Source organism: Pseudomonas sp. RC10, assembly GCF_038397775.1.
GTDB lineage: Bacteria > Pseudomonadota > Gammaproteobacteria > Pseudomonadales > Pseudomonadaceae > Aquipseudomonas > Aquipseudomonas bambusae.
The window spans coordinates 4,293,212-4,318,827 of sequence record NZ_CP151650.1 but is presented as its reverse complement, the minus strand read 5'-3'; the positions used below and the strand labels follow the sequence as shown (position 1 = coordinate 4,318,827).

The 25,616-nt window shown below is 62.5% G+C and carries 24 protein-coding genes; 17 read left to right on the top strand and 7 right to left on the bottom strand.

Annotated elements, in window-relative coordinates; genetic code table 11:
* Positions 1 to 6: 6 nt before the first annotated feature.
* The 3 genes from cydB to AAEO81_RS19770 are packed head-to-tail and all read left to right on the top strand — an operon-like array spanning position 7 to position 1,585.
* Positions 7 to 1,149: a cytochrome d ubiquinol oxidase subunit II gene (cydB, locus tag AAEO81_RS19780; protein ID WP_341958658.1), complete on the top strand. Its 1,143-nt coding sequence runs from the start codon at positions 7 to 9 to the stop codon at positions 1,147 to 1,149.
* A 27-nt stretch (positions 1,150 to 1,176) separates the two neighbouring features.
* Complete coding sequence (gene cydX / locus AAEO81_RS19775; RefSeq protein ID WP_166597348.1) at positions 1,177 to 1,293, top strand: cytochrome bd-I oxidase subunit CydX; 117 nt, start codon at positions 1,177 to 1,179, stop codon at positions 1,291 to 1,293.
* Positions 1,283 to 1,585 carry a cyd operon YbgE family protein gene (locus tag AAEO81_RS19770; RefSeq protein ID WP_341958657.1) on the top strand — a complete coding sequence of 101 codons (303 nt, stop codon included), beginning with the start codon at positions 1,283 to 1,285 and terminating at the stop codon, positions 1,583 to 1,585. The genes cydX and AAEO81_RS19770 overlap by 11 nt, the downstream gene beginning before the upstream one ends.
* Here AAEO81_RS19770 and AAEO81_RS19765 read toward each other — a convergent pair.
* Complete coding sequence (locus AAEO81_RS19765; RefSeq protein ID WP_341958656.1) at positions 1,573 to 2,868, bottom strand: MFS transporter; 1,296 nt, start codon at positions 2,866 to 2,868, stop codon at positions 1,573 to 1,575. The genes AAEO81_RS19770 and AAEO81_RS19765 overlap by 13 nt on opposite strands.
* Before the next feature lie 582 nt (positions 2,869 to 3,450).
* Between AAEO81_RS19765 and AAEO81_RS19760 the strand changes: the two genes are divergently transcribed.
* From AAEO81_RS19760 to bla, 7 genes are all read left to right on the top strand, one after another.
* Positions 3,451 to 4,371 carry a LysR family transcriptional regulator gene (locus AAEO81_RS19760; protein WP_341958655.1) on the top strand — a complete coding sequence of 307 codons (921 nt, stop codon included), beginning with the start codon at positions 3,451 to 3,453 and terminating at the stop codon, positions 4,369 to 4,371.
* Entirely contained in the window at positions 4,372 to 5,274 is a 903-nt protein-coding gene (locus AAEO81_RS19755; RefSeq protein WP_341958654.1) for a LysR family transcriptional regulator, read from the top strand.
* A 162-nt stretch (positions 5,275 to 5,436) separates the two neighbouring features.
* The gene (locus AAEO81_RS19750) at positions 5,437 to 6,060 is read left to right on the top strand and encodes a glutathione S-transferase (protein WP_341958653.1); all 624 of its coding nucleotides are present in this window, start codon (positions 5,437 to 5,439) and stop codon (positions 6,058 to 6,060) included.
* A gap of 107 nt (positions 6,061 to 6,167) precedes the next feature.
* Positions 6,168 to 8,225 (top strand): pyridoxamine 5'-phosphate oxidase family protein, encoded by a 2,058-nt coding sequence (locus AAEO81_RS19745; RefSeq protein ID WP_341958652.1) that lies wholly within the window; start codon positions 6,168 to 6,170, stop codon positions 8,223 to 8,225.
* A 57-nt stretch (positions 8,226 to 8,282) separates the two neighbouring features.
* Positions 8,283 to 8,486 carry a hypothetical protein gene (locus AAEO81_RS19740; protein ID WP_341958651.1) on the top strand — a complete coding sequence of 68 codons (204 nt, stop codon included), beginning with the start codon at positions 8,283 to 8,285 and terminating at the stop codon, positions 8,484 to 8,486.
* A 125-nt stretch (positions 8,487 to 8,611) separates the two neighbouring features.
* On the top strand, positions 8,612 to 9,040 hold the full coding sequence (locus AAEO81_RS19735) for a TOBE domain-containing protein (protein WP_341958650.1): 429 nt from the start codon (positions 8,612 to 8,614) through the stop codon (positions 9,038 to 9,040).
* Between the two features lie 94 nt (positions 9,041 to 9,134).
* Complete coding sequence (gene bla / locus AAEO81_RS19730; RefSeq protein ID WP_341958649.1) at positions 9,135 to 10,019, top strand: class A beta-lactamase; 885 nt, start codon at positions 9,135 to 9,137, stop codon at positions 10,017 to 10,019.
* 51 nt (positions 10,020 to 10,070) lie between these two features.
* On the opposite strand, the gene AAEO81_RS19725 is transcribed toward bla, so the two are convergent.
* Both AAEO81_RS19725 and AAEO81_RS19720 read right to left on the bottom strand, forming a co-directional pair.
* Positions 10,071 to 10,553: a DUF2938 domain-containing protein gene (locus AAEO81_RS19725; protein WP_341958648.1), complete on the bottom strand. Its 483-nt coding sequence runs from the start codon at positions 10,551 to 10,553 to the stop codon at positions 10,071 to 10,073.
* 125 nt (positions 10,554 to 10,678) lie between these two features.
* Positions 10,679 to 10,903: a DUF6555 family protein gene (locus AAEO81_RS19720; RefSeq protein ID WP_166597358.1), complete on the bottom strand. Its 225-nt coding sequence runs from the start codon at positions 10,901 to 10,903 to the stop codon at positions 10,679 to 10,681.
* A gap of 188 nt (positions 10,904 to 11,091) precedes the next feature.
* On the opposite strand from AAEO81_RS19720, the gene AAEO81_RS19715 reads away from it, so the two are divergent.
* Positions 11,092 to 12,276 carry a DUF2252 domain-containing protein gene (locus AAEO81_RS19715; RefSeq protein ID WP_341958647.1) on the top strand — a complete coding sequence of 395 codons (1,185 nt, stop codon included), beginning with the start codon at positions 11,092 to 11,094 and terminating at the stop codon, positions 12,274 to 12,276.
* A gap of 785 nt (positions 12,277 to 13,061) precedes the next feature.
* On the opposite strand, the gene AAEO81_RS19710 is transcribed toward AAEO81_RS19715, so the two are convergent.
* Positions 13,062 to 13,859, bottom strand: a complete 798-nt coding sequence (locus AAEO81_RS19710) for an SDR family oxidoreductase (RefSeq protein WP_341958646.1) — start codon at positions 13,857 to 13,859, stop codon at positions 13,062 to 13,064.
* A gap of 70 nt (positions 13,860 to 13,929) precedes the next feature.
* Positions 13,930 to 14,637 (bottom strand): alpha/beta hydrolase, encoded by a 708-nt coding sequence (locus AAEO81_RS19705; RefSeq protein WP_341958645.1) that lies wholly within the window; start codon positions 14,635 to 14,637, stop codon positions 13,930 to 13,932.
* Positions 14,638 to 14,974: 337 nt separating this feature from the next.
* On the opposite strand from AAEO81_RS19705, the gene AAEO81_RS19700 reads away from it, so the two are divergent.
* The 4 genes from AAEO81_RS19700 to AAEO81_RS19685 all read left to right on the top strand — a co-directional run bounded on the left by AAEO81_RS19700 (position 14,975) and on the right by AAEO81_RS19685 (position 19,709).
* Positions 14,975 to 16,072: a catalase family protein gene (locus tag AAEO81_RS19700; RefSeq protein WP_341958644.1), complete on the top strand. Its 1,098-nt coding sequence runs from the start codon at positions 14,975 to 14,977 to the stop codon at positions 16,070 to 16,072.
* 52 nt (positions 16,073 to 16,124) lie between these two features.
* Positions 16,125 to 18,479, top strand: coding sequence for an FdhF/YdeP family oxidoreductase (locus AAEO81_RS19695; protein ID WP_341958643.1), 2,355 nt, complete (start codon positions 16,125 to 16,127; stop codon positions 18,477 to 18,479).
* A 163-nt stretch (positions 18,480 to 18,642) separates the two neighbouring features.
* The gene (locus tag AAEO81_RS19690; RefSeq protein ID WP_341958642.1) at positions 18,643 to 19,386 is read left to right on the top strand and encodes an AzlC family ABC transporter permease; all 744 of its coding nucleotides are present in this window, start codon (positions 18,643 to 18,645) and stop codon (positions 19,384 to 19,386) included.
* Entirely contained in the window at positions 19,383 to 19,709 is a 327-nt protein-coding gene (locus AAEO81_RS19685) for an AzlD domain-containing protein (protein ID WP_341958641.1), read from the top strand. The genes AAEO81_RS19690 and AAEO81_RS19685 overlap by 4 nt, the downstream gene beginning before the upstream one ends.
* 12 nt (positions 19,710 to 19,721) lie before the next feature.
* On the opposite strand, the gene AAEO81_RS19680 is transcribed toward AAEO81_RS19685, so the two are convergent.
* The gene (locus AAEO81_RS19680; RefSeq protein ID WP_341958640.1) at positions 19,722 to 20,606 is read right to left on the bottom strand and encodes a LysR substrate-binding domain-containing protein; all 885 of its coding nucleotides are present in this window, start codon (positions 20,604 to 20,606) and stop codon (positions 19,722 to 19,724) included.
* A gap of 159 nt (positions 20,607 to 20,765) precedes the next feature.
* On the opposite strand from AAEO81_RS19680, the gene AAEO81_RS19675 reads away from it, so the two are divergent.
* Positions 20,766 to 23,792, top strand: a complete 3,027-nt coding sequence (locus tag AAEO81_RS19675; protein ID WP_341958639.1) for an FAD-binding and (Fe-S)-binding domain-containing protein — start codon at positions 20,766 to 20,768, stop codon at positions 23,790 to 23,792.
* Positions 23,793 to 23,817: 25 nt separating this feature from the next.
* Here the strand turns inward: AAEO81_RS19675 and AAEO81_RS19670 are convergent, their stop codons facing one another.
* Complete coding sequence (locus tag AAEO81_RS19670) at positions 23,818 to 24,582, bottom strand: LuxR C-terminal-related transcriptional regulator (RefSeq protein ID WP_341958638.1); 765 nt, start codon at positions 24,580 to 24,582, stop codon at positions 23,818 to 23,820.
* Between the two features lie 108 nt (positions 24,583 to 24,690).
* On the opposite strand from AAEO81_RS19670, the gene AAEO81_RS19665 reads away from it, so the two are divergent.
* Positions 24,691 to 25,509 carry a carbon-nitrogen hydrolase family protein gene (locus tag AAEO81_RS19665; RefSeq protein ID WP_166597370.1) on the top strand — a complete coding sequence of 273 codons (819 nt, stop codon included), beginning with the start codon at positions 24,691 to 24,693 and terminating at the stop codon, positions 25,507 to 25,509.
* The last annotated feature ends 107 nt before the right edge of the window (positions 25,510 to 25,616 follow it).

Below are 25,616 nucleotides of genomic sequence, written 5' to 3'. Positions count from 1 at the left end.
CACACGATGTTCGATTACGAGACACTCAAACTCATCTGGTGGGTGCTGGTCGGCGTGCTGCTGATCGGCTTCGCCCTGACCGACGGCTTCGACCTGGGCGCAGCGATGCTGATGCCCTTTGTCGGCCGCACTGATAACGAACGGCGGGTGGTGATCAACACCATCGCCCCGCACTGGGACGGCAATCAGGTCTGGCTGATCACCGCCGGTGGCGCGCTGTTCGCCGCCTGGCCTTTGGTGTATTCGGCAGCGTTCTCGGGGCTGTACTGGGCGCTGTTGCTGGTGCTGTTCGCGCTGTTCGTGCGCCCGGTTGGTTTTGACTACCGGAGCAAGCTGGACAACACCCGCTGGCGGCAAAGCTGGGACTGGGGCCTGTTCGTCGGCGGTCTGGTGCCGTCGCTGGTGTTCGGCGTGGCCTTCGGCAACCTGCTGCTGGGCGTGCCGTTCCAGTTCGATGACACCCTGCGTACCAGCTACCACGGCAATTTCTGGCAACTGCTCAGCCCGTTCGGCTTGCTGGCCGGTGTCGTCAGCCTGAGCATGCTCGGCCTGCACGGCGGCAGCTGGTTGATGATGCGCACCGAAGGCGCCATTGCCCGTCGTTCTCGCCGCGCCACTCAGTTGCTGGCGCTGGTCTTCCTGGTGTCCTTCGTCGGTGCCGGTGTCTGGTTGCTGCTGGGCGGGATTCAGGGGCTGGAGATCACTTCGGCGTTCGACGCAGGCGCTGCGCTGAACCCGCTGGCCAAGACCGTCGAAGCCACCAACCACGGCTGGATGGCCAACTACCACGCTCACCCGTTGACCGTGATCGCGCCGCTGCTGGGTATCTTCGGCGGGCTGCTGACCTTGCTGTGTGCCAGCGCAGGGCAGGGCCGGATGGCGTTTCTCGGCAGCAGCCTGGCCATCGTCGGCGCGCTGTGCACGGCGGGCTTTGCGATGTTCCCTTTCGTGATGCCGTCGAGCCTTGATCCCGCGTCGAGCCTGACCGTGTGGGACGCTGTGTCAAGCCAGAAAACCCTAATCATCATGACCATCGCGGCGGCCATTTTCGTGCCGATCATCCTCTGCTACACGCTGTGGTGCTACGCCAAGATGTGGGGCAAGGTCACCACGGCGCACATCGACCAAAACCCCCACGGCCTGTATTGAGTCCGGAACCGAATCGAGGAGAACAACATGTGGTATTTCGCCTGGATACTTGGCGTATTGCTGGCTTGCAGCTTCGGCATCATCAACGCGTTGTGGCTGGAGTCATCCGACGCCAACGCGCTGGAGAACGGTCGTGACCGCTGAGGCGCTGAACGCACCTTTCAAGCACAGCCTCGGCAGGGCGCTGTCCCTGCTGATGGCGGTGCCGATGAGCCTGGTGCTGCTGGTGCACCCCGCGTCGATGCTCGACGCCAACGGCCACTATTCCCACAGCCTGCTGATGCTGGTCATGTGGGGCGTGGCCGGGGGCTTCGTCCATGGGGTCGGTTTCGACCCTCGGGCGCTGGCCTGGCGGGTGGTGTTTCACCCGCTGTTGGCGTGGGGGTTGATGGCCGTCGGTTACGGGGTCTGGCTGACGGCGCGTCAATTGCTCTGAGCGGGGGCTGCCGACTTCAGGGCCGGTACGATGGACAACGCGATCAACGCACCGATCACACAGAGCAAGCCGGATATAAAGAAGGCTGGCAGGTAACTGGCGAAGTGCGTGCGTGTCCAGCCGGCCCCGTAGGCCGCAAAGGCAGCGCCCAATTGGTGGCCCGCGAAGATCCAGCCAAAGACGATGTTGGCGCGGGCCGGACCGAACCGTTGTACCGTCAGCTTCACGGTGGGCGGTACGGTGGCGATCCAGTCCAGCCCATAGATGAGGGCGAAGAACGACAGGCCGTAGACCGTGAAATCCGAGAACGGCAGGATGATCAACGCGATCCCCCGAAAGCCGTAATAGCAGAACAACAGCCAGCGGTTGTCATAGCGGTCCGACAACCAGCCTGAACCGATCGTCCCGATGAAATCGAAGATCCCCATCACCGCCAGCATGCTGGCCGCCGTCGTCGCGATCAGGCCGTAATCGCCGCACATGCTGATGAAGTGGGTCTGGATAAGGCCGTTGGTGCTGGCGCCGCAGATGAAAAACGTCATGAACAGCACCCAGAACGTCCAGGTTTTGGACACGTCGCGCAGCACGTGCAAGGGCGCGATCAAAAGCTGGGAGAAGGTCTGCGTGCTGGCCGGGGCGGGCAGGATTTCAGTCTCGCCGTAGGACGGCATTTGCAGGTCGGCGGGGTGGTTGCGCATGAGTGCGATGACCGCGACCCCGGCGACGACGATGGCCACGCAAATGCAGGTCAGCGCCGTGCGCCAGCCGAAGTGCTCGGTCACGTTGGCGAGCATTGGCATGAACACCAGTTGCCCGGTAGCGGAACTGGCGGACAGCAGCCCCATGGCCACGCCGCGACGTTGCGAGAACCAGCGCGTGGCGACGGTTGCACCCAGCACCATGGCCGTCAGGCCGGTGCCGAAGCCCACCACCAGGCCCCAGAGCACGACCAGTTGCCAGAACTGGGTCATGAACAGCGACAGCAGCATGCCGCTGGCCACCAGGGTCAGGGCGGTCAGCACCACGCGGCGCACGCCGAAATGGTTCATGAACGCCGCCGCGAACGGGCCGACCAGGCCGAACAACGCAAAGCGCACGGCCAGCGCCGAGGAAATTTCTGCCGTGTCCCAGCCGAATTCGGCTTCCAGCGGCCGGATGAACACCCCCGGCGCCCCCACCGCGCCCGCCATCACCAGCATGGTCAGGAAAGTCACGGCCAGGACGACCCAGCTGTAATGAATGCGCCGACGCGAAAGCGACGCCGCCAGAACCGACGAAACCATGAGTGATCCCCGAGAGGCAAAAGTGTTAATTGGAGTATGATCATTCGCCAATATGAACGCTTATCGGGGGACGGTTCGTCAAGCGAATATTACAGGATGTGTCTGATCGCTCGGCGCAATTGCTGAAGGCCAAACCCTCTATTGGCGGTAGAGGACCCCCTGTAGGAGCGAATTCATTCGCAAAAGGGCCGTACAAACGATGCATCTTTATCGCCTGAACCCACTTCGCGAATGAATTCGCTCCCACAGGCGTACGAGGTCGCTGCGGAAGTTGCGGCTGGGCGCTGACCCCCTGTAGGAGCGAATTCATTCGCGAAAGGGCCGTACAAGCGATGCATTTCTGTCGCCTGTCACGCCGCCTTCGCGAATGAATTCGCTCCCACAGGCGTACGAGGTCGCTGCGGAAGTTGCGGCCGGGCGCTGACCCCCTGTGGGAGCGAATTCATTCGCGAAAAATCGGCCGGTCGAAGGAAATGTATCGGCTGTACCAGAGTCTCTCTGCTACGAGTCATTGTGTGCAGATCAAGCCAAAACGCTACTATCACCTCCTTTCCAAACCTTGCCGTAACGCCGAGCCCTCCCATGGACAGATTTCAGGAAATGCACATATTCATCGCCGTGTGTGAAGAGCGCAGCTTCGCAGCGGCCGCTCGGCGGTTGGAGGTGTCTGCACCGAGCGTGACCCGGGCCATCGCGGCGCTTGAGAAGCGCATCGGCACGGTGCTGCTGTCGCGCACCACCCGCAGCGTGCACTTGAGCGAGGCGGGGCAGCGTTATTTCAGTGATTGCCGACGCATCCTGAGCGAGCTGGAGGAGGCTGAAGATTCCGCCGGTGGCAGCATTGCCGCGCCGGTCGGGCAACTCACGGTCACCGCGTCGATGCTGTTCGGCGAACTGTTCGTGATGCCGCTGGTGGTGGAATACCTGCGGGAGCACCCGGGCGTCAGCGTCAATGCGCTGCTGCTGGACCGCATCACACGCATGGCCGAGGAGGGCATCGATGTCGCGGTGCGCATCGGCCACCTGATGGATGACAGCCAGCACGGCATTCCGGTAGGGGAAGTGCGCACCGTCCTGTGTGCGTCGCCTGGTTACCTGACGACGCAGGGGCATCCACAGCACCCCCTGGAACTGAAAGACCATCGCCTGATCGTTTCGGCTGCCAGCGTGTTGACCCGCCACTGGACGTTCGTCGACGCGGGTAAACCGTTTCAGGTGGACGTGCAATCACGCCTGAGCGTTTCCGGAAATCAGCCCGCGCTCACCGCCGCCGCGCTGGGTTGGGGCATCACCCGGGCGTTGTCCTATCAAGTGGCGAGCCGCGTGGCATCAGGTGAACTGGTGCTGATCCTGGAAGACTTCGAACAGCCTCCTGTGCCCGTGCATGTCTGCTATCAGGCTGAACGCAAGGTTTCGGCCAAGGTGCGAACCTTCGTCGATTTCTGTGTCGAGCGCATGAGGCAAGACCCGGCGATCCGCGCCGCCGGGGGGAGCCGCACGTAAATGGAACGCCATCGGCAGATGACCATCTTTGCGGCGGTGGCGCAGTCGTCGGGGCTGGCCGCGGCCTCGCGTCTGCTGAACGTGTCCGAGGCCACGGTCAGCCGGGCGTTGTGGGCGCTTGAACAACGCCTGGGCACGCAACTGCTGGAGCGCAGCACGCGAGGCGTAAGGCTGACGGAAACCGGACGCCATTTCGCCGAGGAGTGCGTGCGCCTGCTGCGCGCCACCGATGAGGCCGATGCTTCCGCCAACGGCCTGCACGTCGAGCCCAGAGGCCTGCTGACGCTGGCGACGCCTGTGCTGTTCGGCGACCGGATGATGATGCCGGTGGTCCTTGAATACCTCGACGCCTGGCCCGGCATTCAGATGTCCATCGCCTACCAGAACGCTTTTCCCGACCTGCACGAGGACGGCGTGGACGTGGCGGTCCTAATCGGCGAGCTGCCAGACGCTCACATGGTGGCGCGCCGGGTGGGGCGTGTTCGGCAACTGATCTGCGCAAGCCCCGCGTACCTGCTGGCCCACGGAGAACCACGGGAGCCGGTCGCGTTGACGGACCACAGGCTGATCGTCTGCAGCGCGGACAGTTGGACGCAGCCGTGGCGCTTTGAGCCGGAGGGCGGGGTGCGTCACCTGATCTCGAAACCGGTGTTGCGCTGCACCAGTCAGGTCGCGGCCATTGATGCCGCCCTGCAAGGCGCCGGTCTGGTGTCCTGCCTGAGCCACGAAGTTCACGAGTACCTCGAAGAAGGACGTTTGCGAGCGGTGCTCCAGACGTTCGAGGTCGCGCCGCTGCCGGTGCATCTGATCTACCGAGAAGGCCTGCGGGCCTCGGCGCGGGTTCGCAGCTTTATCGACTTTGCGGTCGAACGGCTGCGCACTCACTCCGCCCTGAGCGCTTGAGACGAAGCGGCACCCTTTCATTTTCTGAAACGCTGGATTGCTTTCGCTGGTGATTCTGCACATCGACGTCGTGATTCATCATTCATCCCATCAGCGCGATGAATGCCTACGCAGACGTCCCGCCGTGCAGACCTCAAACCACGATCCGCCAGGAGCCTTCCAATGACTGCCATCACTCTTCACCACTTTCCGTTGTCTGGCCACTCTCACCGCGCGCAGCTGATGCTGTCATTGTTGGGCCTGGAGCCGCAGATCCAGTTCGTCGACCTGGCCAATGGTGCCCACAAAACCCCTGAATACCTGGCCATCAACGCCTTCGGCCAGGTGCCGGTGCTTGAAGACGGTGACACGGTCATCGCCGATTCCACGGCTATCCTGGTGTACCTGGCCAAGAAGTACGACACCACCGGCCAGTGGCTACCGGCCGACGCCGAAGCCGCTGCCCAGGTGCAGCGCTGGTTGTCGGTCGCGTCCGGCCAGATCGCGTCGGGCCCAGCGCGCGCTCGCCTGATCACGGTATTCGGTGCAGATTTTGATCCCAAGGACACCATTACCCGTGCCCACGCCGTGCTGCAGGTCATCGAAAAGCAGCTGAACGGCCGTGAGTTTCTGGTCACCGATCACGCCACCATCGCTGACGTGAGCGCCTACAGTTACATCGCCCACGCGCCGGAAGGCAATGTCTCACTGGAGGCGTATCCTAATATTCGCAACTGGCTGGCTCGCATCGAAAGCCTGAAAGGTTTCGTGCCGATGCCGACGACCAAAGCGGGTCTGGTGGTGTGAGGCGGTAGAAACCTTTTTTAACGCACCGGGGTGTGAGGCGAAATCGCTTCACACCCGTTGGTGGTGGTACTGGAATCGTAGCGTCCTCATCCCTGGGAGCCTGCGCCATGAACACTGTCACGCTGGAAAAAAACTCGCCCTGGCACGCCGGTGAGCTGCACGTGCAAACCCATGCGGGCGTCGTCGAGCGAATGGATGCCGTGGGCCGCAGAGTGGTCCGCGATTTCATGCCGGATCAGCACCGCGAGTTCTACGAGCACATTCCGTATCTGATCGTCGGTGCAGTGGACGGCGAGGGCTGGCCATGGGCGAGCATGATGGATGCGCACGAAGGCTTCATTGCGTCGCCCGACCCCAAACACCTGGCGATCGGCTGGGCCCCGGACGCTGACGATCCGGTCGCCAGCGCCTTCGCGCCCGGCGCGGCGCTCGGGCTGTTGGGGATCGATCTCTACACCCGTCGGCGTAACCGTCTCAATGGGCATATCGAAGCGCTGACTGAGCAGGGTTTTGCCCTCGCCGTCGACCAGTCGTTCGGCAACTGCCCGCAGTACATTCAATTGCGCCCGCTGCAAAGCGGCAAACGCCCGTCCACAGCTCAGCGGCCGTCGGTTGAACGCCTGAATGCGTTGGACGAAGCGGCGGTGGCCGCCATTCGCGGCGCCGACACCTTTTTTGTCGCCAGCTACGTCGATCTTGAAGGCGATCCTGCGCGTCGATTCGTCGACGTGTCCCACCGTGGCGGGCGCGCGGGATTTGTCCGAGTCGAAGGCGATCTCCTCACGATCCCGGATTTTGCCGGCAACCTGTTTTTCAACACCTTGGGCAATTTGCTGGTGAATCCCAAGGCCGGACTGTTGTTTATCGACTTTGCGACCGGCGACGTGCTGCACGTCGCCGGGCACGCCACGGTCATCCTCGAAGGCCCTGAAATCGCAGCGTTCCAGGGCGCCGAGCGGCTGTGGCAGGTCAAGGTTCATCAGGTGCTTCGTCGGCCAGCGGCCCTGCGTTCCTGTTGGGGCTTCGAAGGGTTTTCTCCCAACAGCCTGATGACGGGTGACTGGGATCAAGCGGCGGCCCGGTTGCAGGCGGAAACGTTGCGCGATCAATGGCGGCCCTTGCGAGTGACGCGCATCCAGGACGAAAGCGAGGGCATTCGCTCGTTTCATTTCGAGACGGTCGATGGTGCAGGCTTGCCGGTCTACAAGGCAGGCCAGCACTTGCCATTGCGCCTGTCGTTGCCGGGGCAGGCGAAGCCGGTCATTCGCACGTACAGCTTGTCGAGCGCGCCGTCCGATGACTTTTTCCGCATCAGCGTCAAACGTGACGGTCTGGTCTCTGGGCATTTGCACGACCAGCTCAAGGTGGGCGATGTGATCGACGCCCGGGCGCCTCAGGGCGGCTTCTTCGTCGAGCCGCTGGAAACGCGCCCGCTGGTGCTGTTGGGCGCAGGGATCGGGGTCACGCCCATGCTGTCGATGCTGCGAGAGGTGCTGTATCAGAACAAACGCAAGCGTCGTTCACGCCCGGTCTGGTTCATTCAAAGTGCACGTCGTCTGGTGGATCTGGCTTTTCGCGAGGAATTGGACACACTGGTAGCCAACGCCGGAGAAGAACTGACGGTCGTTCGCCTGCTGAGCCAACCCGAGCGCACGGCCCGCCCCCGCAAAGACTTTCACCTTGCAGGTCGCATTGACCTGAATCTGCTCAAGACGCTGTTGCCGTTCGACGACTTCGATTTTTATGTCTGCGGACCGGCCAGTTTCACCCAGGGCCTGTATGACGAACTGAGGGCGATGCACATCCGTGACGAGCGGATTCACGCGGAAACCTTCGGCCCCTCGACCCTCAAACGCACGCACGACCCACAGGCGGTGGTGCTGCAGCAGCCGCCTGCCGCCACCACGTCGGTGCCGGTGGTGTTCGAACGGTCCGCCAAGGAGGCGCGCTGGCAGCCCGACGGAGGCACCTTGCTGGAGCTGGCCGAAAGTCGAGGTCTGGAACCTGAATACAGCTGCCGCAGCGGTTCGTGCGGCACCTGCAAGACCCGGCTCGTCAAGGGCCAGGTGCACTACCCCGTTCCGCCTGCGGAAATGCCGGCGGAGGGCGAGGTGCTGATCTGCTGTGCAATCCCGGCTTCAGGGCCGCTGGTGCTTGATCTCTAAGCTGCTCGATCTGTGAACATCCATGTGTCAACGACATGCTGTGACGGGAGGTGCCGAATGAGTGAATGGCCTGCGTTCGAGAAAGAAGACGATCCCAATCTGTGCCATGCCAGTGAGCAGGAAGTGTCCTGGCTGTTGCCGCAATCCTTGGCGTCCCTGGCGGGTGAGCTGGCCTCCGATCATGAAGAGCACGACAACCCCGCCACCTTGCGGCTGATCAGTTGGGTGCGCTCGGTGTCGACGTTCAGCCGTCATCGGTGATTGTCATGCGCGTTTGAACGAAGCGCCCGTAAAGTGGTTGAAACAGCACGTGCGCTACATGGATGATGTGCGTCGGTTCAACGTCCTCACATCACACACCGTTCTCAACCATCGAGATTTCGCATATGAAAGTCAGCGCGCGCAACGTATTCAAAGGCACCGTGAAGGCAATTCAGGAAGGCGCGGTCAACGCCGAAGTGGCCCTGACCTTGCCGGGCGGGGAAGACCTTGTTGCCGTCGTGACCCTGCAAAGCGTCAAGAGCCTGGGCCTGGCGGTGGGCAAGGAAGCGGTGGCGCTGATCAAGGCGCCGTGGGTCATGCTGATGACCGACGACAGCGGCTTTCGTCTCTCGGCACGCAACACGCTGAAAGGCACCGTGACCCGCGTCAGCGACGGTGCGGTCAATGCCGAGGTGGTCGTCACCCTGGCCGGCGGCACCGAGGTGTACGCCATCGTCACCCGCGAAGCCGTCACCGAATTGGGCCTGGCCACTGGCGTCAGCACGACCGCGATCATTAAGGCGTCCCACGTCATTCTGGGCGTGCCTGCCTAAACAAAACAGGTCGCCGAGGTGTAACGGTCGTCGTGGCAGACGGTGGCCGTTTCGGTGATTATGTCGTTCATCTGCCACAACAAGGACGTGCATTTTGATCACTCGCAGAACCCTTCTCGGCGCCGCGCTGCTCGCGGTGCCAACGCTGTGGAGCCTGAAGGCTCTGGCCAGCGATGCCGACGGCTCATCCGACGCCTCCCTCCAGCAAAAACTCGCCGAACTTGAACACCGCCACGGCGGACGTCTGGGCGTGGCCATCCTCGACACCGGCAGCCAGCGCCTCGTCAGCCATCGCGGGGATGAACGCTTCGCGATGTGCAGCACATTCAAGGCCTTGGCGGCGGCCCACGTATTGGCCCGCGTCGATCGCAAGGAAGAAGACCTGTCGCGGCTGATCGTCTACGGCAAGGACCAACTGGTGCCGTATTCGCCCACCACCGAAAAACACACGGGGGAGGCTGGTCTGAGCGTGGGTTCGATCTGCGAAGCTGCCGTGACCCTGAGCGACAACACCGCCGCCAACCTGCTGCTCGACAGCTTCGGCGGGCCGGCGGGATTGACCCAGTGGCTGCGCTGGACCGGCGATGACGTGACCCGACTGGACCGCCGCGAACCCGAGCTGAACGAAAACCGCGCGGGTGATCCGCAAGACACCACTACCCCGATTGCCATGTTGCAGACCCTGCGCTCGCTCATCTTCGGCGACGTGCTGACCGGCGCCTCGCGTGATCAACTGATCGCCTGGCTGGTCAGCAACACCACGGGCGACAAAAAGCTGCGAGCGGGGTTGCCGAAGAAATGGCGGGTTGGCGACAAGACTGGCTCCGGCGCGAACAACGCCAGCAACGACGTGGCGATCCTCTGGCCCACCCACCGCGCTCCGCTGATCGTGACGGTGTACTACAGCGAATCGCGGGCCAATGCCGAACAGGTCAATGCTGTCATGGCTGACATCGGCCGGATCGTGGCGGAGTTGTAAACCAAAAGCGTGCGTGCCACGCCTTCAGTGACTGGGGTTGGCAGGAAGCCATCACCCCACGATCAACGCCGTCCAATACATGCCAATCGCAAACACCACATGGCCCACGACGTTCTGCATACGGGCCATGTTCGGGTTTGGCGCCTTGTTGCACGCGACCCCGACGCCCATGCCCGGTTGCAGGATGTACCAGCCCGCACCGACGGTGACCAGACCGACGATCAGTGCCGGAAAGAAGGTCGGCGAGTGCGCCCACTGCACGCCCCAGATCATTAGCAACACCGCCGCGAATACGATGCCGACCACGTAGTGCATGGTCCAGCCGATTTTCAGCTCGTTGTGGACTTCAGGGGAATTGCCGATGCCTCGGTGGTGCACGAAGTGGCCCTCGCGCATGCCCGCGAACCAGCGGCCCACCAAATGCCATGGCGCCGTTGGCAAACCAAACGCCTTTTTCAGAAACAAGGCCCAGAGGTCGAGCAGGGCCGTGCCACCGATGCCAATCAGTACAGCGAGAAAGATGAACTTGAACATGGCGTTCCTTACGTCTTGTCGTTGATCAATGGGTCCGCAGTGGCGGCCACGTTAGCAGTTTTGACGGGACAAGACGCCAGGAAAAAAGAAGACGGACGCGAAAATTCATCCGTCCAGATGCAGGGTCAGGCAGCGGTCCATTCCACGTGTGTCAGGCCCAACTGCTCGGCCTGGCGCTGGGTCAGACGCGGCACTTTGTCGGAGCGGTACTTGGGAATCTGGCCAATACCGGCATCGACCGTCGCCCAGTGCCAGGCCTCACTTGCGTCCATGGCCGGGGAGTGGATGTAGAAGGTTTTATAACTGCCGTGGATCAGGTAATCGATGCGGAAGTGGGTGCTGTTGGCCATCTCGGTTCTCTCACAAAAAGCTTTTTAAAAGGACGCATTGAAAGTGCTGCCTGAAAAAGAGAGTCCTCCTGATCAAGATAATTCAGCGAATTTGCCCGAACGTGTCGGAGAGGTGGTTTGTTGAAACATTCTGAAACGTTCAGGCCGTGGTGCGGGTCAATAGAGCCTCCCCTCTCAAAGACGCATTCATGAAAACCCCTCGTCCCACGGCACGGCTGGAACCTCTCACTCAACTCCGCAACCTGAAAATGGCCCGTTCCGCCCACGCATATGTGCGCGGCAGCACAGTGCAGTTTTACGAGTGGCTGCATTCCCAGCCCGGCAGACGCCTGCCCAGTGGACCGCCGGTGTGGATTTGCGGCGACTGCCACGCGGGCAATCTGGGGCCGACCGGCGACCTCAAGGGCAAGATCGACATTCACATCCGCGACCTGGACCAGACTGTCATTGGCAACCCGGCCCACGATCTGGTGCGCCTGGCGCTGTCATTGGCCACGGCAGCCCGCGGTTCTGATCTGCCGGGAGTCGCCACAGCACGGATGCTTGAAGAAATGATGCTCGGATACGAACAGGCCTTCGAAGCCAACGACGAGGAAGAACCGCAACGACCGGCGCAGGTGAAGGCCGGGATGCGCAGCGCCGTGCAGCGCACCTGGAAGCACCTTGCCCAGGAACGCATCGAAGACATGAAGCCGACCATTCCGCTGGGCAAGCACTTCTGGGCGTTGTCCAAGGATGAGCGCAACGCGCTGAAAATTTTGTGCGCAACGGATGAGATTCACGCGCTGGTGACCTCGCTGAAAGGCCGGTCGAAGGATGACCGCGTCGAGCTGCTGGATTCGGCCTATTGGGTCAAGGGCTGTAGCTCGTTAGGCCTGTTGCGCTATGCCGTGCTGATTGGTGTGGGCGATGACGACGATCAGGATCTTTGCCTGCTCGACATCAAGGAAGCCGTGGCTGCCGCCGCGCCGCGTACGGTCAGGGCGGGCATGCCTCGGGATAACGGCAAGCGGGTGGTCGAAGGCGCACGAAGCTTGTCACCCGGTCTGGGCAACCGCATGGTTGCGACGCGTATGTTGGACCATGGTTTTTTCATTCGCGAGCTGCTGCCCCAGGATATGAAGCTGGAGCTGGATCAACTCAGCCAGCCGGAAGCCATGCGTGCCGCAGGGTATCTGGCAAAAGTGGTGGGCATTGCCCATGCGCGGCAGATGGATCTGGCGACCCGTGCCGCGTGGATTCGCGAACTGCAAGCCAACCGCACCCAAACACTGGATGCGCCGTCCTGGCTGTGGTCCAGCGTCGTGCAATTGGTTGGCAGTCATGAGCAGGGGTATCTGGAACATTGCCGACGGTACGCGCTGCAGAACTGAATGGAAGCGGAGTCGTTCTCGGCAGGCCGCCACGTCATTCATTTCGGTGGGAGCAGCCGGAGCTGTGCGACGGCCGCGAAGGCGGTGTGTCAGGCAACCGTTAAGTCACTGACCCAACGCTTTCGCGGCCGTCGCACAGCTCCGGCTGCTCCCACATATTGGGATCGACGCAGAACACGTGGAGCTTCGTGCAATTGGTTGGCAGTCATGAGCAGGGATATCTGGAAGACTGCCCCCATATGCGCTGCAGAACTGAATGGAAGCAGGGTTGTTCTGGCCGCCACGCCACTCATTTCCGTGGGAGCAGCCGGAGCTGTGTGACGGCCGTGAAGGCGGTGTGTCAGGCAACCGTTGAGTCACGGATCCACCGCTTTCGCGGCCGTCGTAACCTCCGGCTGCTCCCACAGATATTGGGATCGACGCAGAACACGTGGAGCTTCGTGCAATTGGTTGGCAGTCATGAGCAGGGATATCTGGAAGACTGCCGCCATATGCGCTGCAGAACTGAATGGAAGCAGGGTTGTTCTGGCCGCCACGCCACTCATTTCCGTGGGAGCAGCCGGAGCTGTGCGACGGCCGCGAAGGCGGTGTGTCAGGCAACCGTCAAGTCACTGACCCACCGCTTTCGCGGCTGTCGCACAGCTCCGGCTGCTCCCACAGTTCTGCGGTGTTTCCCCGGATTCAGCGGGTGCCGCGAATCCCGACCGTCATGTTTTCCTTGTGGGAGACGTCGGAGGTTACGACGGCGGCGATCTGTGTCTGGCGCGGCCGCTACAAACCCTCCCTCAGTTCTGAATCGCCTGCACCGACCCGCCATCGACCCGCACGTTGCTGCCGTTGATGAACGACGCTCGGTCCGACACTAACAGAGCGATAGCCGATGCGACTTCCTCAGGCTTGCCCCGGCGTTTCTGCACGATGCCGGGACGTTCTTCGTCGAGGAAGCTCTTGATCGCTTCATCGAACGACACGCCCATTTCTTCGGCACGTTTTTTCATCATGCCGTCGGTCATGCCCGTTTCGATGAAGGCAGGCGCCACGGTGTTGCACAGCACGCCGTCGGCCGCTTCTTTATAGGACAGGTTCTTGATAAATGCGCCGAGGGCTGCCTTGGCCGTGTTGTAGACCGCCTCTTCCCAATACGGCTGTACCGAGTTCTCCGACGTAATGCAGACGAAGCGCCCCCACTGGCGTGAACGCATCGCCGGAATCGTCGCCCGCGCCACCCGCACCGCCGAGAAGAAATCGGTGTTCCAGGCCTCCAGATAATCGTCGTCGGACAGTTCCAGTGGATCGCCCTTGGCCCCAGTCACCCCGGCCGTATGCACGACAATGTCCACTTGGCCGAACTTCGCTTCACCGGCCTTGATCACCTTTTCGACCTCATCCTGACGGGTCAAATCGGCGGCGACGAATACGCATTCTGTCCCAAGGCCTGCGCAGGCCTTTTCCAGCTTGTCCTGGTCGATATCGCTCAGCACCAGCCGCACGCCTTCTTCGCTGAGCAGGGTGGCGGTCGCCAAGCCGATGCCGCCACTGGCGCCCGTGATCAGTGCCACGCGGCCTTTGATTCCCAAATCCATATCCACCTCGATGGTTGTCATGACGAAAGAACAGGACCGGCGCGTCCGGGACGAACACGCCGGTGTTGAATCAGCCGCACTGTTGGCGGGCGAAATCGAGCATCAATCTGGCCAGCGCCCTTGGCGTTTGCAGCGGCATCAGGTGCCCGGCGTCTGGAATGATTTCAAGCTGGCTGTGAGGGAAGGCCGCCAGCGTGGTGCGACGCTGTTCGTCCGGGCCAGGCACTTGCTCGTCGGCCTCGCCACAGACCAGCAACACGGGGTAATCGAGCGTCCCGAGGCGCTCGCTCCAGTCCTCACGACTGCCGTGATCGACCCACGCACGCCAGGCGTTCAAGTTGACTTGCTGGGCGTCGGCGATGGCCACTTCGCGAACATCGTCCGGCAGGCGAAACGCGCTGGACTCATCGACGAAGGCCTCGGCTTCCGGACGCGTCTTGCCATACGCGCGCTGCTGATCGCGGTCCGCCTCGCTCATGGGTTGCGGGCCAGGTGGGGAGGGCGCCACCAACACCAGCCCTTTCAAATACTCGGGTGAGCGCGACGCCAGTACCACGGCCACTTTGCCGGTCATCGAGTGGCCGACCAGTACGACGTTTTGCAAGCCGAGGCCGCGAATGAAACGGTCCACGTGCTCGACCATCGCCTCGACGCTGTAACCCTCCACGTCGGCGGCGTCGCCAAAACCGGGGGTGTCCAGCGCCACGCATTCATGCTCGCCGTCCAGATACGGCAGGGTCGGAAACCATGTCCGATGCGAGCCGCCAAGGAAATGCATGAGCACGAACGTCACGGCGTCGGAATGTTGTCCGCGGCGTTGTCCGCGGCCTTGGCGACTGTGTGGAAGGCTGCTGTAGGAAGGCATCGCAATCGCTCGCACTGGGTTTGCCAGTGGAGGGAGCGCACGCCGACAAAGTTCAACGGGATTGAAGGCCGGGCGTGTATTTCGAATCGCCTCTACCACCGGTCGTCAAAATCCGCGCAAGCGCTGAACGATGGCAAATGGTCAGCAGTCATCTGCTGTGAGTTCGCTGGATCAGCGCACGGCCACAGTGCGCGACGAAGCACCGAATCCCTACCGTGATTGAACCGATGATGAAGTGGAGATAACGCTGATGACCGACTTACCTGTCACCCGTTTGCCAGTGGTGCCGCTGCCGTTCGAGCACTCTTTCGAAGAGATCCCCGACGACGAGGCCGAGACCAGCAAAGAGTTGGCCGAAACGCTGCACTCGATCATGGAAACCACTTTCAAGGATGAAGGGCACGCCAACCGCAGCGTCCACGCGAAGTCCCACGGGCTGCTGAAAGGCCGCCTGATTGTGCCGGAAGGTTTGCCGCCTCAGCTTGCCCAAGGCGCATTCGCCAAGCCAGGCACGTTCCCGGCCGTGATGCGGTTCTCGACCAACCCCGGCGACATCCTCGACGACAAGGTCTCGACCCCACGCGGTCTGGCGCTGAAGCTCATCGGCGTTGAAGGCCCGCGCCTGCCAGGTTCGGAAGGTGACGTCACCCAGGATTTTGTGATGCAAAACGCCAAGGCGTTCACCGCCGCCACCCCCAAGGCGTTTTTGCGCACGCTGAAATTGCTGGCGAAAACGACGGATAAGGCGCCGGGCATGAAGAAAGCCTTCTCGGCGTTGTTGCGCGGCGTCGAGTCCACCATTGAAGCCATGGGTGGCGAAAGCGGCACTTTGAAAAGCCTCGGTGGCCATCCGCAAACCCATATCCTCGGTGAAACCTTCTACACCGTGGTGCCGCTGTTGTACGGACCGTATTACGCCAAGATTTCCGTCGCGCCGGTGTCGGACACCTTGACCGCGCTGACCGACAAACACGTCGATTTCGGCGGCAACCCCGATGGCTTGCGTCAGGCCGTGCTCGACTATTTCGCTCAGCACGGCGGGGTGTGGGAGGTGCGCGTACAACTCGCCAGCGACCTCAAGAAAATGCCGGTCGAGGACGCGTCGGTGGTCTGGCCGGAAGACGTCAGCCCCTACGTGACCGTCGCCCGGGTCGAGGTCGATCCGCAGCCTTCGTGGAGTCCGGAACACGTGCGCGAGATTGACGACGGCATGGCGTTCAGTCCGTGGCACGGCTTGCAGGCCCATCGTCCGATTGGTGGCGTGATGCGAGTGCGCAAGCCGTCGTACGAGATGTCGTCGGGTTTCCGTGCAGCGCACAACGGCTGCCCGATTCACGAACCACGCTGATTCCTTCACGCCTTCGAGCTGAGCACGTCACGCTTTGGAACAGGGGTTCACCATGCAACTTCTTCATCCCGCCGCACACTCGACCGCCCATTACCGGCCCTATACCTCCGCCTCGGGAGGCTGGGGGTCGGCGCATTCGGTCATGAACATCCTGTGGCGCGAACAGGCGTACGCCAAGGCGCCCGCCGCTTTGATGCGGCAGAACAAGCCCAAGGGTTTCGCCTGTGTCAGTTGCGCCTGGGCCAAACCGGGCAACCCTCACGCGCTGGAGTTTTGCGAGAACGGCGCGAAGGCCACGGCCTGGGAGTTGACCTCGCTGCGCACCGGGCCGGATTTCTTTGAGCAGCATTCGTTGACGGATTTGCGCACCTGGGCTGACCACGACCTGGAGCAACATGGTCGCCTTACGCACCCCCTGCGTTATGACACTGCGACCGACCGCTACCAGAAAACCAGCTGGGAAGAGGCGTACGCGGAGATTGGCGCGCAGCTGCGCCAGTTGCAGCCGGAAGAAGCGGTGTTTTACGCCTCGGGCCGGGCGTCGCTGGAAGCATCGTTCATGTACCAACTGCTGGCCCGCGCTTATGGCAACAACAACCTGCCGGACAGCTCGAACATGTGCCACGAAAGCACGTCGGTGGGGTTGCAGGAGAGCATCGGCGTCCCGGTCGGCACAGTGACGCTGGCGGATTTCGAGCACACCGACTGCATTTTTTTCTTCGGCCAGAACGTCGGCAGCAACAGCCCGCGCATGCTTCACCCGTTGCAGGAAGCTCGCAAGCGCAACGTGCCGATCATCACCTTCAACCCCCTGCGTGAACGGGGATTGGAGCGCTTCGTCAATCCGCAATCCCCCCGGGAAATGCTCGGGCCGGACTCCACGGTGATCAGCACTCAATACCATCAGGTAGCGATTGGCGGCGACACGGCCGCGGTGATGGGCATCGCCAAGGCGCTGCTGGACATGGACCGGGTGTCAGGTGGTTCGGTGCTCGATCATGATTTCATCGCCGAGCACACCGACGGTTTCGACACCTTCGTCGCTGACGTGGATCGACACACCTGGCCGGAGCTGGAAAACCGCTCGGGCTTGAACCGCAGCGCGCTGGAAGCCGCGGCCACGGTGTACGCCCGCAGCGAGCGGGTGATGATTATCTACGGCATGGGCATGACCCAGCATCGTCACGGCGTCGAGAACGTGCAGATGCTGGTCAACCTGCTGTTGATGCGCGGCAACATTGGCAAGACGGGGGCGGGGATCTGCCCGGTGCGCGGGCATTCCAACGTGCAGGGCCAGCGCACCGTGGGCATCACCGAAGACCCGGCCAAAGTGCCGAAGGACAAGATCGAGGCGCTGTTCGGCTTCAAGGTGCCGGAGCGCAAGGGCCTGGCCACGGTGGATACGTGCATGGGCATTCTCGACGGCAGCGTCAAAGCGTTCATCGGGTTGGGCGGCAACTTTCTGCGCGCGATCCCGGACACGGACCGCATGGAGCCTGCCTGGTCGCGGCTGGAAATGAACGTGCAAGTGGCGACCAAACTCAATCGCACGCATCTGTTGCCAGGCAAGCGGGCGTGGCTGCTGCCGTGCCTCGGACGGATTGAAAGGGATGTGCAGGACGGCGTCGATCAGGTTTACACCACGGAAGACAGCACCGGTTGCATCCGGGCCTGGCAGGGTCGGAGCGAGCCGGGCGGCGAACAGTTGCGTTCGGAAGTGGCGATCATTGCGGGACTGGCACTGGCCACGTTGAATGACGAAGCGCGTATCCCGTGGGAGGCATGGCGTCAGGATTACGCGAAGATTCGGGCCGCAATCAGCGAGGTTTATCCCGAGATATTCCATGACATGGAATCGCGCATGTGGGAACCAGGTGGGTTTCACCGCCCACTCCCGGCGGCCCAGCGTCAGTGGAAAACCGTGACCGGCAAGGCCCGCTTCATCGCACCTCGGGGCCTGGATGAAGACGATGACGTCTCGCCGGGCCATGGCGCCCGCGATGCGATTCAGCTGATGACCCTGCGCAGCAACGATCAATTCAACACCACGATTTACGGCTATGAAGACCGTTTTCGCGGGGTGTCCGGTACGCGCAGCGTAGTGTTCATGAACCGCAACGACATCGTGCGGCTGGGCTTCGCGCCGGGTGAATGGGTCACGCTGCGCACCGCCATCGAGCCTGAGGTGTTGAGGGAAGTGGGTCCGATGCAAATCATCGCCTACGACATCCCGGTCGGCTGCGCGGCGGCCTACTACCCGGAATGCAACCCGCTGGTCCCGCTGTGGCACCACGCCGAACGCAGCAAAGTCCCGGCGGCGAAGTCGGTGCCGGTGACCTTGCACAAGGCCCAGCCCGATGCCCGTGCGCGGGCGAGGGCATTGCCGTTGAAGGATCAGGTGGTGTGAGGGGGCATGCCTGACACAATCGAGGTGTCAGCTTCCCCAGTCCCACCCTTCCCATAACAAAAATTACCGTTTGGTCGCACAAAATGTCGATTCAAATCCCCGCCCGCCTGTGCCTACACTCCGCACGATCAATCCGCCACACCTCGAACAACAAGGAAACCACATGCAGTACCGAAGCGGGGCGCAGGCCTTCTGGCAGGGGGTTCGTGCTCTCCTGCCACTGACACCGGGGGTCATTCCCTTCGGGCTGGTGACTGGGGTCATGGCGATTGGAATGGGCATGTCGCCGGGCACGGCCATGGGCATGACGCTGATTTTCTACTCCGGCTCCGCGCAACTGGTCGCGCTGCAACTGATGCAGACCGGCGTGTTGCCGGTGGCCATTGTGGTCACGGCGCTGATCATCAACCTGCGCTTCATCATGTACAGCGCATCGCTCGCCCCGCACCTGAACCACCTGCCCCGGCGCTGGACCTGGCCAGTCTCGTACATGCTCTCCGACCAATCCTACGCACTGTGCACGATGAGGTTCGCGTCGGGTGAACTGACCGGGCCGTTCGCCCATTGGTACTACGCCGGGACCGCGTTCTCCATGTGGCTGGCATGGCAAGTCTCGGTCCTTGCGGGCGTGTTGCTCGGCGCGAGCATTCCCGAAAGCTGGTCGCTGACCTTCGCCATTCCGCTGTCCTTCCTTGCGCTGCTGGTGCCCGGTCTGCGCAACGTGCCGACCCTCGCGGCCGCCACCGTCGGCGGCCTGATTGCCGTGCTGGCGGTCAAGCTGCCTTACAACCTCGGCCTGGTCATCGCCTCGGTCGGCGGGATCGTCGCGGGCGTGCTGGCGGAAAACGCCCGTAACAACGCTTCAGCGTCTTCTCGCGATCAAGAGACGGAAGGGGAGGCGCAATGAGCGATCTGGTGATGTGGTCTGTATTCATTGCCGTCGGCGTCGGCACCTTTGCGATGCGTGTGTCGTTCATCGAACTCCATGGCCGCTGGCGCATGCCTGCGCTCTTGAGCCGCGCCCTGGTCTACGTGCCCGCCAGTGTCCTCGCCGCGTTGGTGCTTCCGGCAGTGGTGTACCCCAACGGGCATGGCGACTTCGTGATCAACAACCCGCAAATTCCCGCAGCGATTATCGCCGCGCTGGTGGCGTGGAAGACCCGCAATACCCTGCTGACATTAGGCGTGGGGATGGCGGTGTTGTGGGGGTTGAGGTGGGTGATCGCCTGACCCTCGCCCATCTCAAACCTGCCCCAGCAACCACGCCCGAAACGCCTGCAACGACGGCAGCATTTCGTTGCGTGGCGGGTAGGTCAGGTAATAGCTGCGCTGGCTCGGGAAGGGCAGGTCGAGGGGGATGAGTTCGGCGCTGGCGATTTCGTCGGTGACCAGAATCCGGGGCACCAGGCCGATGCCGATGCCCGCTTTGACGGCCTGAATCAAATGCGAGGTCAGTTCGAAACTCGGTCCCAGGCGCATCATCCGGTGAGGCAGGTGATGGTGGCTGAACCAGTCGCCCCAGACGTTGGGGTTGTTGGCGACGTTGAGCAGCATCTGCCCGGCGATCTTGTCTGGCGTCCAGTCCTGATGATTACCCGCAACCTGCGGCGCGATGACCACCACCAGTTCCTCGGCGTGCAGACGATGGCTGATCAAGCCCGGCAGGCCCGTGTGGCCGACCACAATGGCGGCGTCGATGCCGCTGGTGTCGAAGTCCACGGCGTCGATGCGCGAATTGATGTGCACCAGCATGCCGGGATGATTCGTATAGAAGTCGTGCAGGCGCGGCAGCAGCCATTTCGAACCGAATGTCGGCAGCGTGGCCAGACGCAGACTGCCGCCGCCGGATTGATAAGCGATGGCCTGCAACGTGGCGCTGCGAATGCGGCCCAATGCGTCGCTCATTTCCCGCTGATACAGGCGCCCGACGTCAGTCAGTTGCACCTGTCGGCCTTCGCGACGGAACAGCGTCAGGCCCAGCTGTTGCTCCAGCGCCTGAACTTGACGGCTGACCGCGCTTTGGGTCAACGACAGCTCGACCGCCGCGCGGGTGTAGCTTTCATGCCGGGCTGCGGCTTCGAATGCCAGCAGCAGGGACATGGACGGCGTGAGATGGCGGTAATTCATTCAGAAAAGTCATCGATAGCGGCAGGAATATCTGTTTGTTTCGCGCTGAAGCCTGCGGGATCATTGGCGCCCATAACGACCCGAGGCTGACCGATTAATGCTCGGGCGACAAGTGTTTTGCTGTTTTCCGTGATCAGACCGACAAGAGGCCATCCCACGATGATCGCCCAACTCTCGCCCGCAGTGCCTGCGAGCCAGTACCCCGAATTTCTCGACGCCCTGCGCGCCAGCGGCTTCCGTGGCGAACTCAGCGCCGACTACGCCACCCGCACGGTGCTGGCGACCGACAACTCGATCTATCAGCGATTGCCCCAGGCGGCGGTCTTTCCAAAAGATGCCGAGGACGTCGCGCGCATCGCCACGCTGATGGCCGAGCCGCGTTTTCGTCAGATCAAGCTCACGCCCCGAGGCGGTGGCACCGGCACCAATGGTCAGTCGCTGACGGACGGCATCGTGGTCGACCTGTCGCGGCACATGAACACCATCCTCGAAATCAACACTGAAGAGCGTTGGGTGCGGGTGCAGGCCGGTGTGGTCAAGGACCAGCTCAACGCCGCGCTCAAGCCCCACGGGCTGTTCTTCGCCCCTGAACTGTCCACCTCCAACCGCGCCACGGTCGGCGGCATGATCAACACCGACGCCAGCGGGCAGGGCAGTTGCACCTACGGCAAGACCCGCGACCACGTGCTGGAACTGCACAGCGTGTTGCTCGGCGGCGAACGCCTGCACAGTCATCCGATCTCCGATGACGAACTGGACGTTGCCTGCGCCCAGTCGGGTCGCATCGGCGAGGTCTACCGCACGGCGCGGCAGATTCAGGAGACGCAGGCCGATCTGATCGAGTCGATCTTCCCCAAACTCAACCGCTGCCTGACCGGCTACGACCTCGCGCACCTGCGGGATGAGGCCGGGCGCTTCAACCTCAACAGCGTGCTGTGCGGCGCCGAAGGTTCGCTGGGTTACGTGGTCGAGGCCAAGCTCAACGTGCTGCCAATCCCGAATTATTCGGTGCTGGTGAACGTGCGCTACAGCAGCTTCATGGACGCCCTCCGTGACGCCAATGCGCTGCTGGCGCATAAGCCGCTGTCCATCGAAACCGTCGACTCCAAGGTGCTGATGCTGGCGATGAAAGACATCGTCTGGCACAGCGTCGCCGAGTATTTCCCGGCCGATGCGGACCGTCCGACCCTGGGCATCAACCTGGTGGAATTCAGCGGCGATGACGTGGACGAGGTCAATGGCCGGGTCGCGGCATTCATCGAACACTTGCAGGCCGACACCACCATCGAGCGCCTCGGCCATACGCTGTCCGAAGGCGCGGCGGCGGTGAACAAGGTCTACACCATGCGCAAACGTTCGGTGGGCCTGCTGGGCAACGTCGAGGGCGAGATTCGTCCGCAGCCGTTCGTGGAAGACACCGCCGTGCCGCCGGAAAAACTGGCGGACTACATCGCCGAGTTCCGCGCGTTGCTGGACGGCCACGGCCTGGCCTACGGCATGTTCGGCCACGTCGATGCGGGGGTGCTGCACGTGCGTCCGGCGCTGGACATGAAAGACCCTGCGCAGGCCGCGCTGGTCAAGCCGATTTCCGACGCTGTCGCCGCGCTCACTCAGCGTTACGGTGGCCTGCTCTGGGGTGAACACGGCAAGGGCCTGCGTTCCGAATATGTGCCTGCGTTTTTTGGCGAACTGTACCCGGCGCTGCAATCGCTCAAGGGCGCGTTCGACCCGCACAACCAGCTCAATCCCGGCAAGATCTGCACCCCGCCGGATGCCCCGGAAGGTCTGCTCAAGGTCAACGAAGTCACCCTGCGCGGCGACCTCGACCGGCAGATCGACGAGCGCGTCTGGCAGAGCTTCGGCAGCGCCGTGCATTGCAACGGCAACGGCGCCTGCTACAACTTCGACCCGAACGACGCCATGTGCCCGTCGTGGAAAGCCACCCGCGAACGCCAGCATTCGCCGAAAGGCCGGGCGTCGCTGATTCGTGAATGGCTGCGCTTGCAAGGTGCGGCGAACATCGACGTGCTGGAAGCGGCGAAAGGCAAAGCCAACTGGATAAAAGGCCTGCCCGCGCGCCTGAGCAACAACCTCAAGCGGTCCCGAGGTCAGGCGGATTTCTCCCACGAAGTCTACGACGCCATGGCCGGGTGCCTGGCCTGTAAATCCTGCGCCGGGCAGTGCCCGATCAAGGTCAACGTGCCGGAATTCCGCTCGCGTTTCCTGGAGCTGTACCACGGGCGTTATCAGCGTCCGCTGCGGGATTACCTGATCGGCTCGCTGGAATTCACCATCCCGTACCTGGCCCACGCGCCGGGGCTGTATAACGCAGTGATGGGCTCGAAATGGGTGAGCGGCCTGCTTGAACGCCACGTCGGCATGCTCGACAGCCCGTTGATCCATCGCTACAACCTGCAAAGCACGCTGACCCGCTGCAACGTCGCGGTCGCCAGCGTCCCGGCCCTGCGCGAACTGAGCGACGAGCAGCGTCAGCGCAGCGTGGTGCTGGTGCAGGACGCGTTCACCCGTTACTTCGAAACGCCGCTGCTGGCGTCGCTGATTCAGCTGGTGCATCAGTTGGGCTACCGCGTGTTCCTCGCGCCGTACAGTGCCAACGGCAAGCCGCTGCATGTGCAGGGTTTCCTCGGTGCGTTCGCCAAGGCGGCCGTGCGCAACGCCACCCAACTCAAGGCGCTGGCCGATTGCGGCGTGCCGCTGGTGGGGCTGGACCCGGCGATGACCCTCGTTTATCGCCAGGAATACCAGAAAGTCCCAGGCCTCGAAGGCAGCCCGACCGTGCTGCTGCCGCAAGAGTGGCTGATGGACGCGTTGCCGGAATCCGCCGCACGGCCGTCAGCCGACACCTTCCGCTTGATGGCCCACTGCACCGAGAAAACCAACGTCCCGGCCAGCACCTCGCAATGGGAAAAAGTCTTCGCGCGACTGGGCCTGAAACTGGTCACCGAAGCCACCGGCTGCTGCGGCATGTCCGGCACTTACGGTCACGAAGCGCGCAACCAAGGCACGTCGAAGACCATCTTCGAACAGTCCTGGGCGACCAAACTGGACAAGCCGGGTGAGGCGCTGGCGACGGGGTATTCGTGCCGCAGCCAGGTCAAGCGTCAGGCGGACCGGGAGCTGCGCCACCCGCTGGAGGTGGTGCTGGAGCGGCTGTTGGCGAAATGAGAAAAGGCCCGTTCGCGGGCCTTTTCTACGACGGCAGCAACGAAGAAAACAGCTCGGACTGCGTCTTGATCCCGAGCTTGCTGTAGATGTGCCGCCGATGGGTTTTGACGGTGTCCACCGAGATGTCCCGCAGGTCGGCGATGCGCTTGCTGGAGTGCCCGCTGAGCATCAGTTGGCAGATGTCGAACTCCCGCGACGTCAGCGTCGCCTTGAGGTTTTCCAGCCCTTGATGGGACGGCACCCGTGGCGGATGGGGATCGTGCTGGCCGTGAAGCAAGCGCTGACGAATCAACGCTTCCATCCACGGTTGGAACAGCGCCAAGTGCGCGACTTCGTCCTGGGTGATCGGCGTGCGCGAGCCGAACGACAGGCAGACCAGCTGCCGATCGTCGATGCGGCAGTTGAACTGAATCTCGTCGGCGACCACGTTCAGGTGAAAATAGCGCTGGTAATACTCGGTTTGCGCGAAGCAGTCCGGCGCGACATCCCGCAATTGAAACAGGCCACTTTGCGCCTGTTCGCAGTTGACCCGGTAGAACGGGTCGATCAGATAAATGCCCCCCAGATAATCCTGAAACAGCGGGTCCGGCCCGCCATCTTCGGCGGGCGACTCGTCGAGCAGATAAGGGCGCCCGTCCTTGAACAGCAGCGCGACCCAATTATCGAACCGCAGCACGTCGCTGACCCGGCGCACCACCGTTTGCCAGAAATTCGGCTGGTCGATGGCGCCAATCAGAATCCCGAACGTGCGATGCCAGGCGATTTCCTGCAACGTTGGCGGCGTGCTCATTGTCACTCCTTGGGATTACCCATGACGTGTGATTACCGCCGTGGGCGGCAAGGGCTGATAATACCTGACGACAGGTGGTCGGCGGCGACCGGCATGCAGGAGTGAAAGATGAATGTAGAACTGGCCCAGGTCACGGGGCGTGACGGGGATGTGGCGTACAACCTTGAACGCACATTAGCGTTGATCGAAGCGTGCGCGGCGGACACCGAATTGCTGGTGTTGCCGGAAACCTACCTCACCGGCTTTCCCACGAAAGACAACGTGGCGCAGATGGCCGAACCGCTCGACGGCCCGACGCTGACGCGGGTTCAGCAGGCGGCGACGGCGCGGGGCATTGCGGTGGCGGTGGGGTTCGCTGAAGTGCACGACGGGCGCTTTTACAACACCACGGTGCTGATCACCCCCGAGCAGGGCATTGTGCTGCATTACCGCAAGACCCATTTGTGGTCCGGCGAGCGAGACGTGTTCGACGCCGGTGACCGGCTGTCCACGGTGATGTGGAAGGGTATTCGGGTGGGGTTGTTGATCTGCTACGACATCGAATTTCCTGAGACGGCGCGGGCGCTGGGCCAGCTCGGCGCGCAACTGCTGATCGTCACCAACGGCAATTTCGACCCCTACGGCCCCACGCACCGCACCTGCGTAATGGCGCGGGCACTGGAAAATCAGGCCTTCGCGGTGATGGTCAATCGCGTGGGGCAGGGCGACGACGGGCTGGTGTTCGCCGGTGGCAGCGCGGTGGTCGATCCCTTTGGCGACCTGCTGGTGGAAGCCGGTCGCGACGAAGCGACACTCAGGCTCACCCTCGACCTGAACCTGCTGGACAAGGCCCGCGAACCCTACGTCTACGACCGTCACCAGCGCCTGCGACTGAGCGGTGACGTCATCGACAGCGGCGACCGGCGCGACCTGATCATCGGTTCGTGATCCCTCACGGCCCCGCCATTCCTTCCGGAGAACACCACTGACCTGCAACCGCTGACCCTCAATAATCATTAGCTGTCACTTTCTTTGCCACTGCCAAACATCCGGCG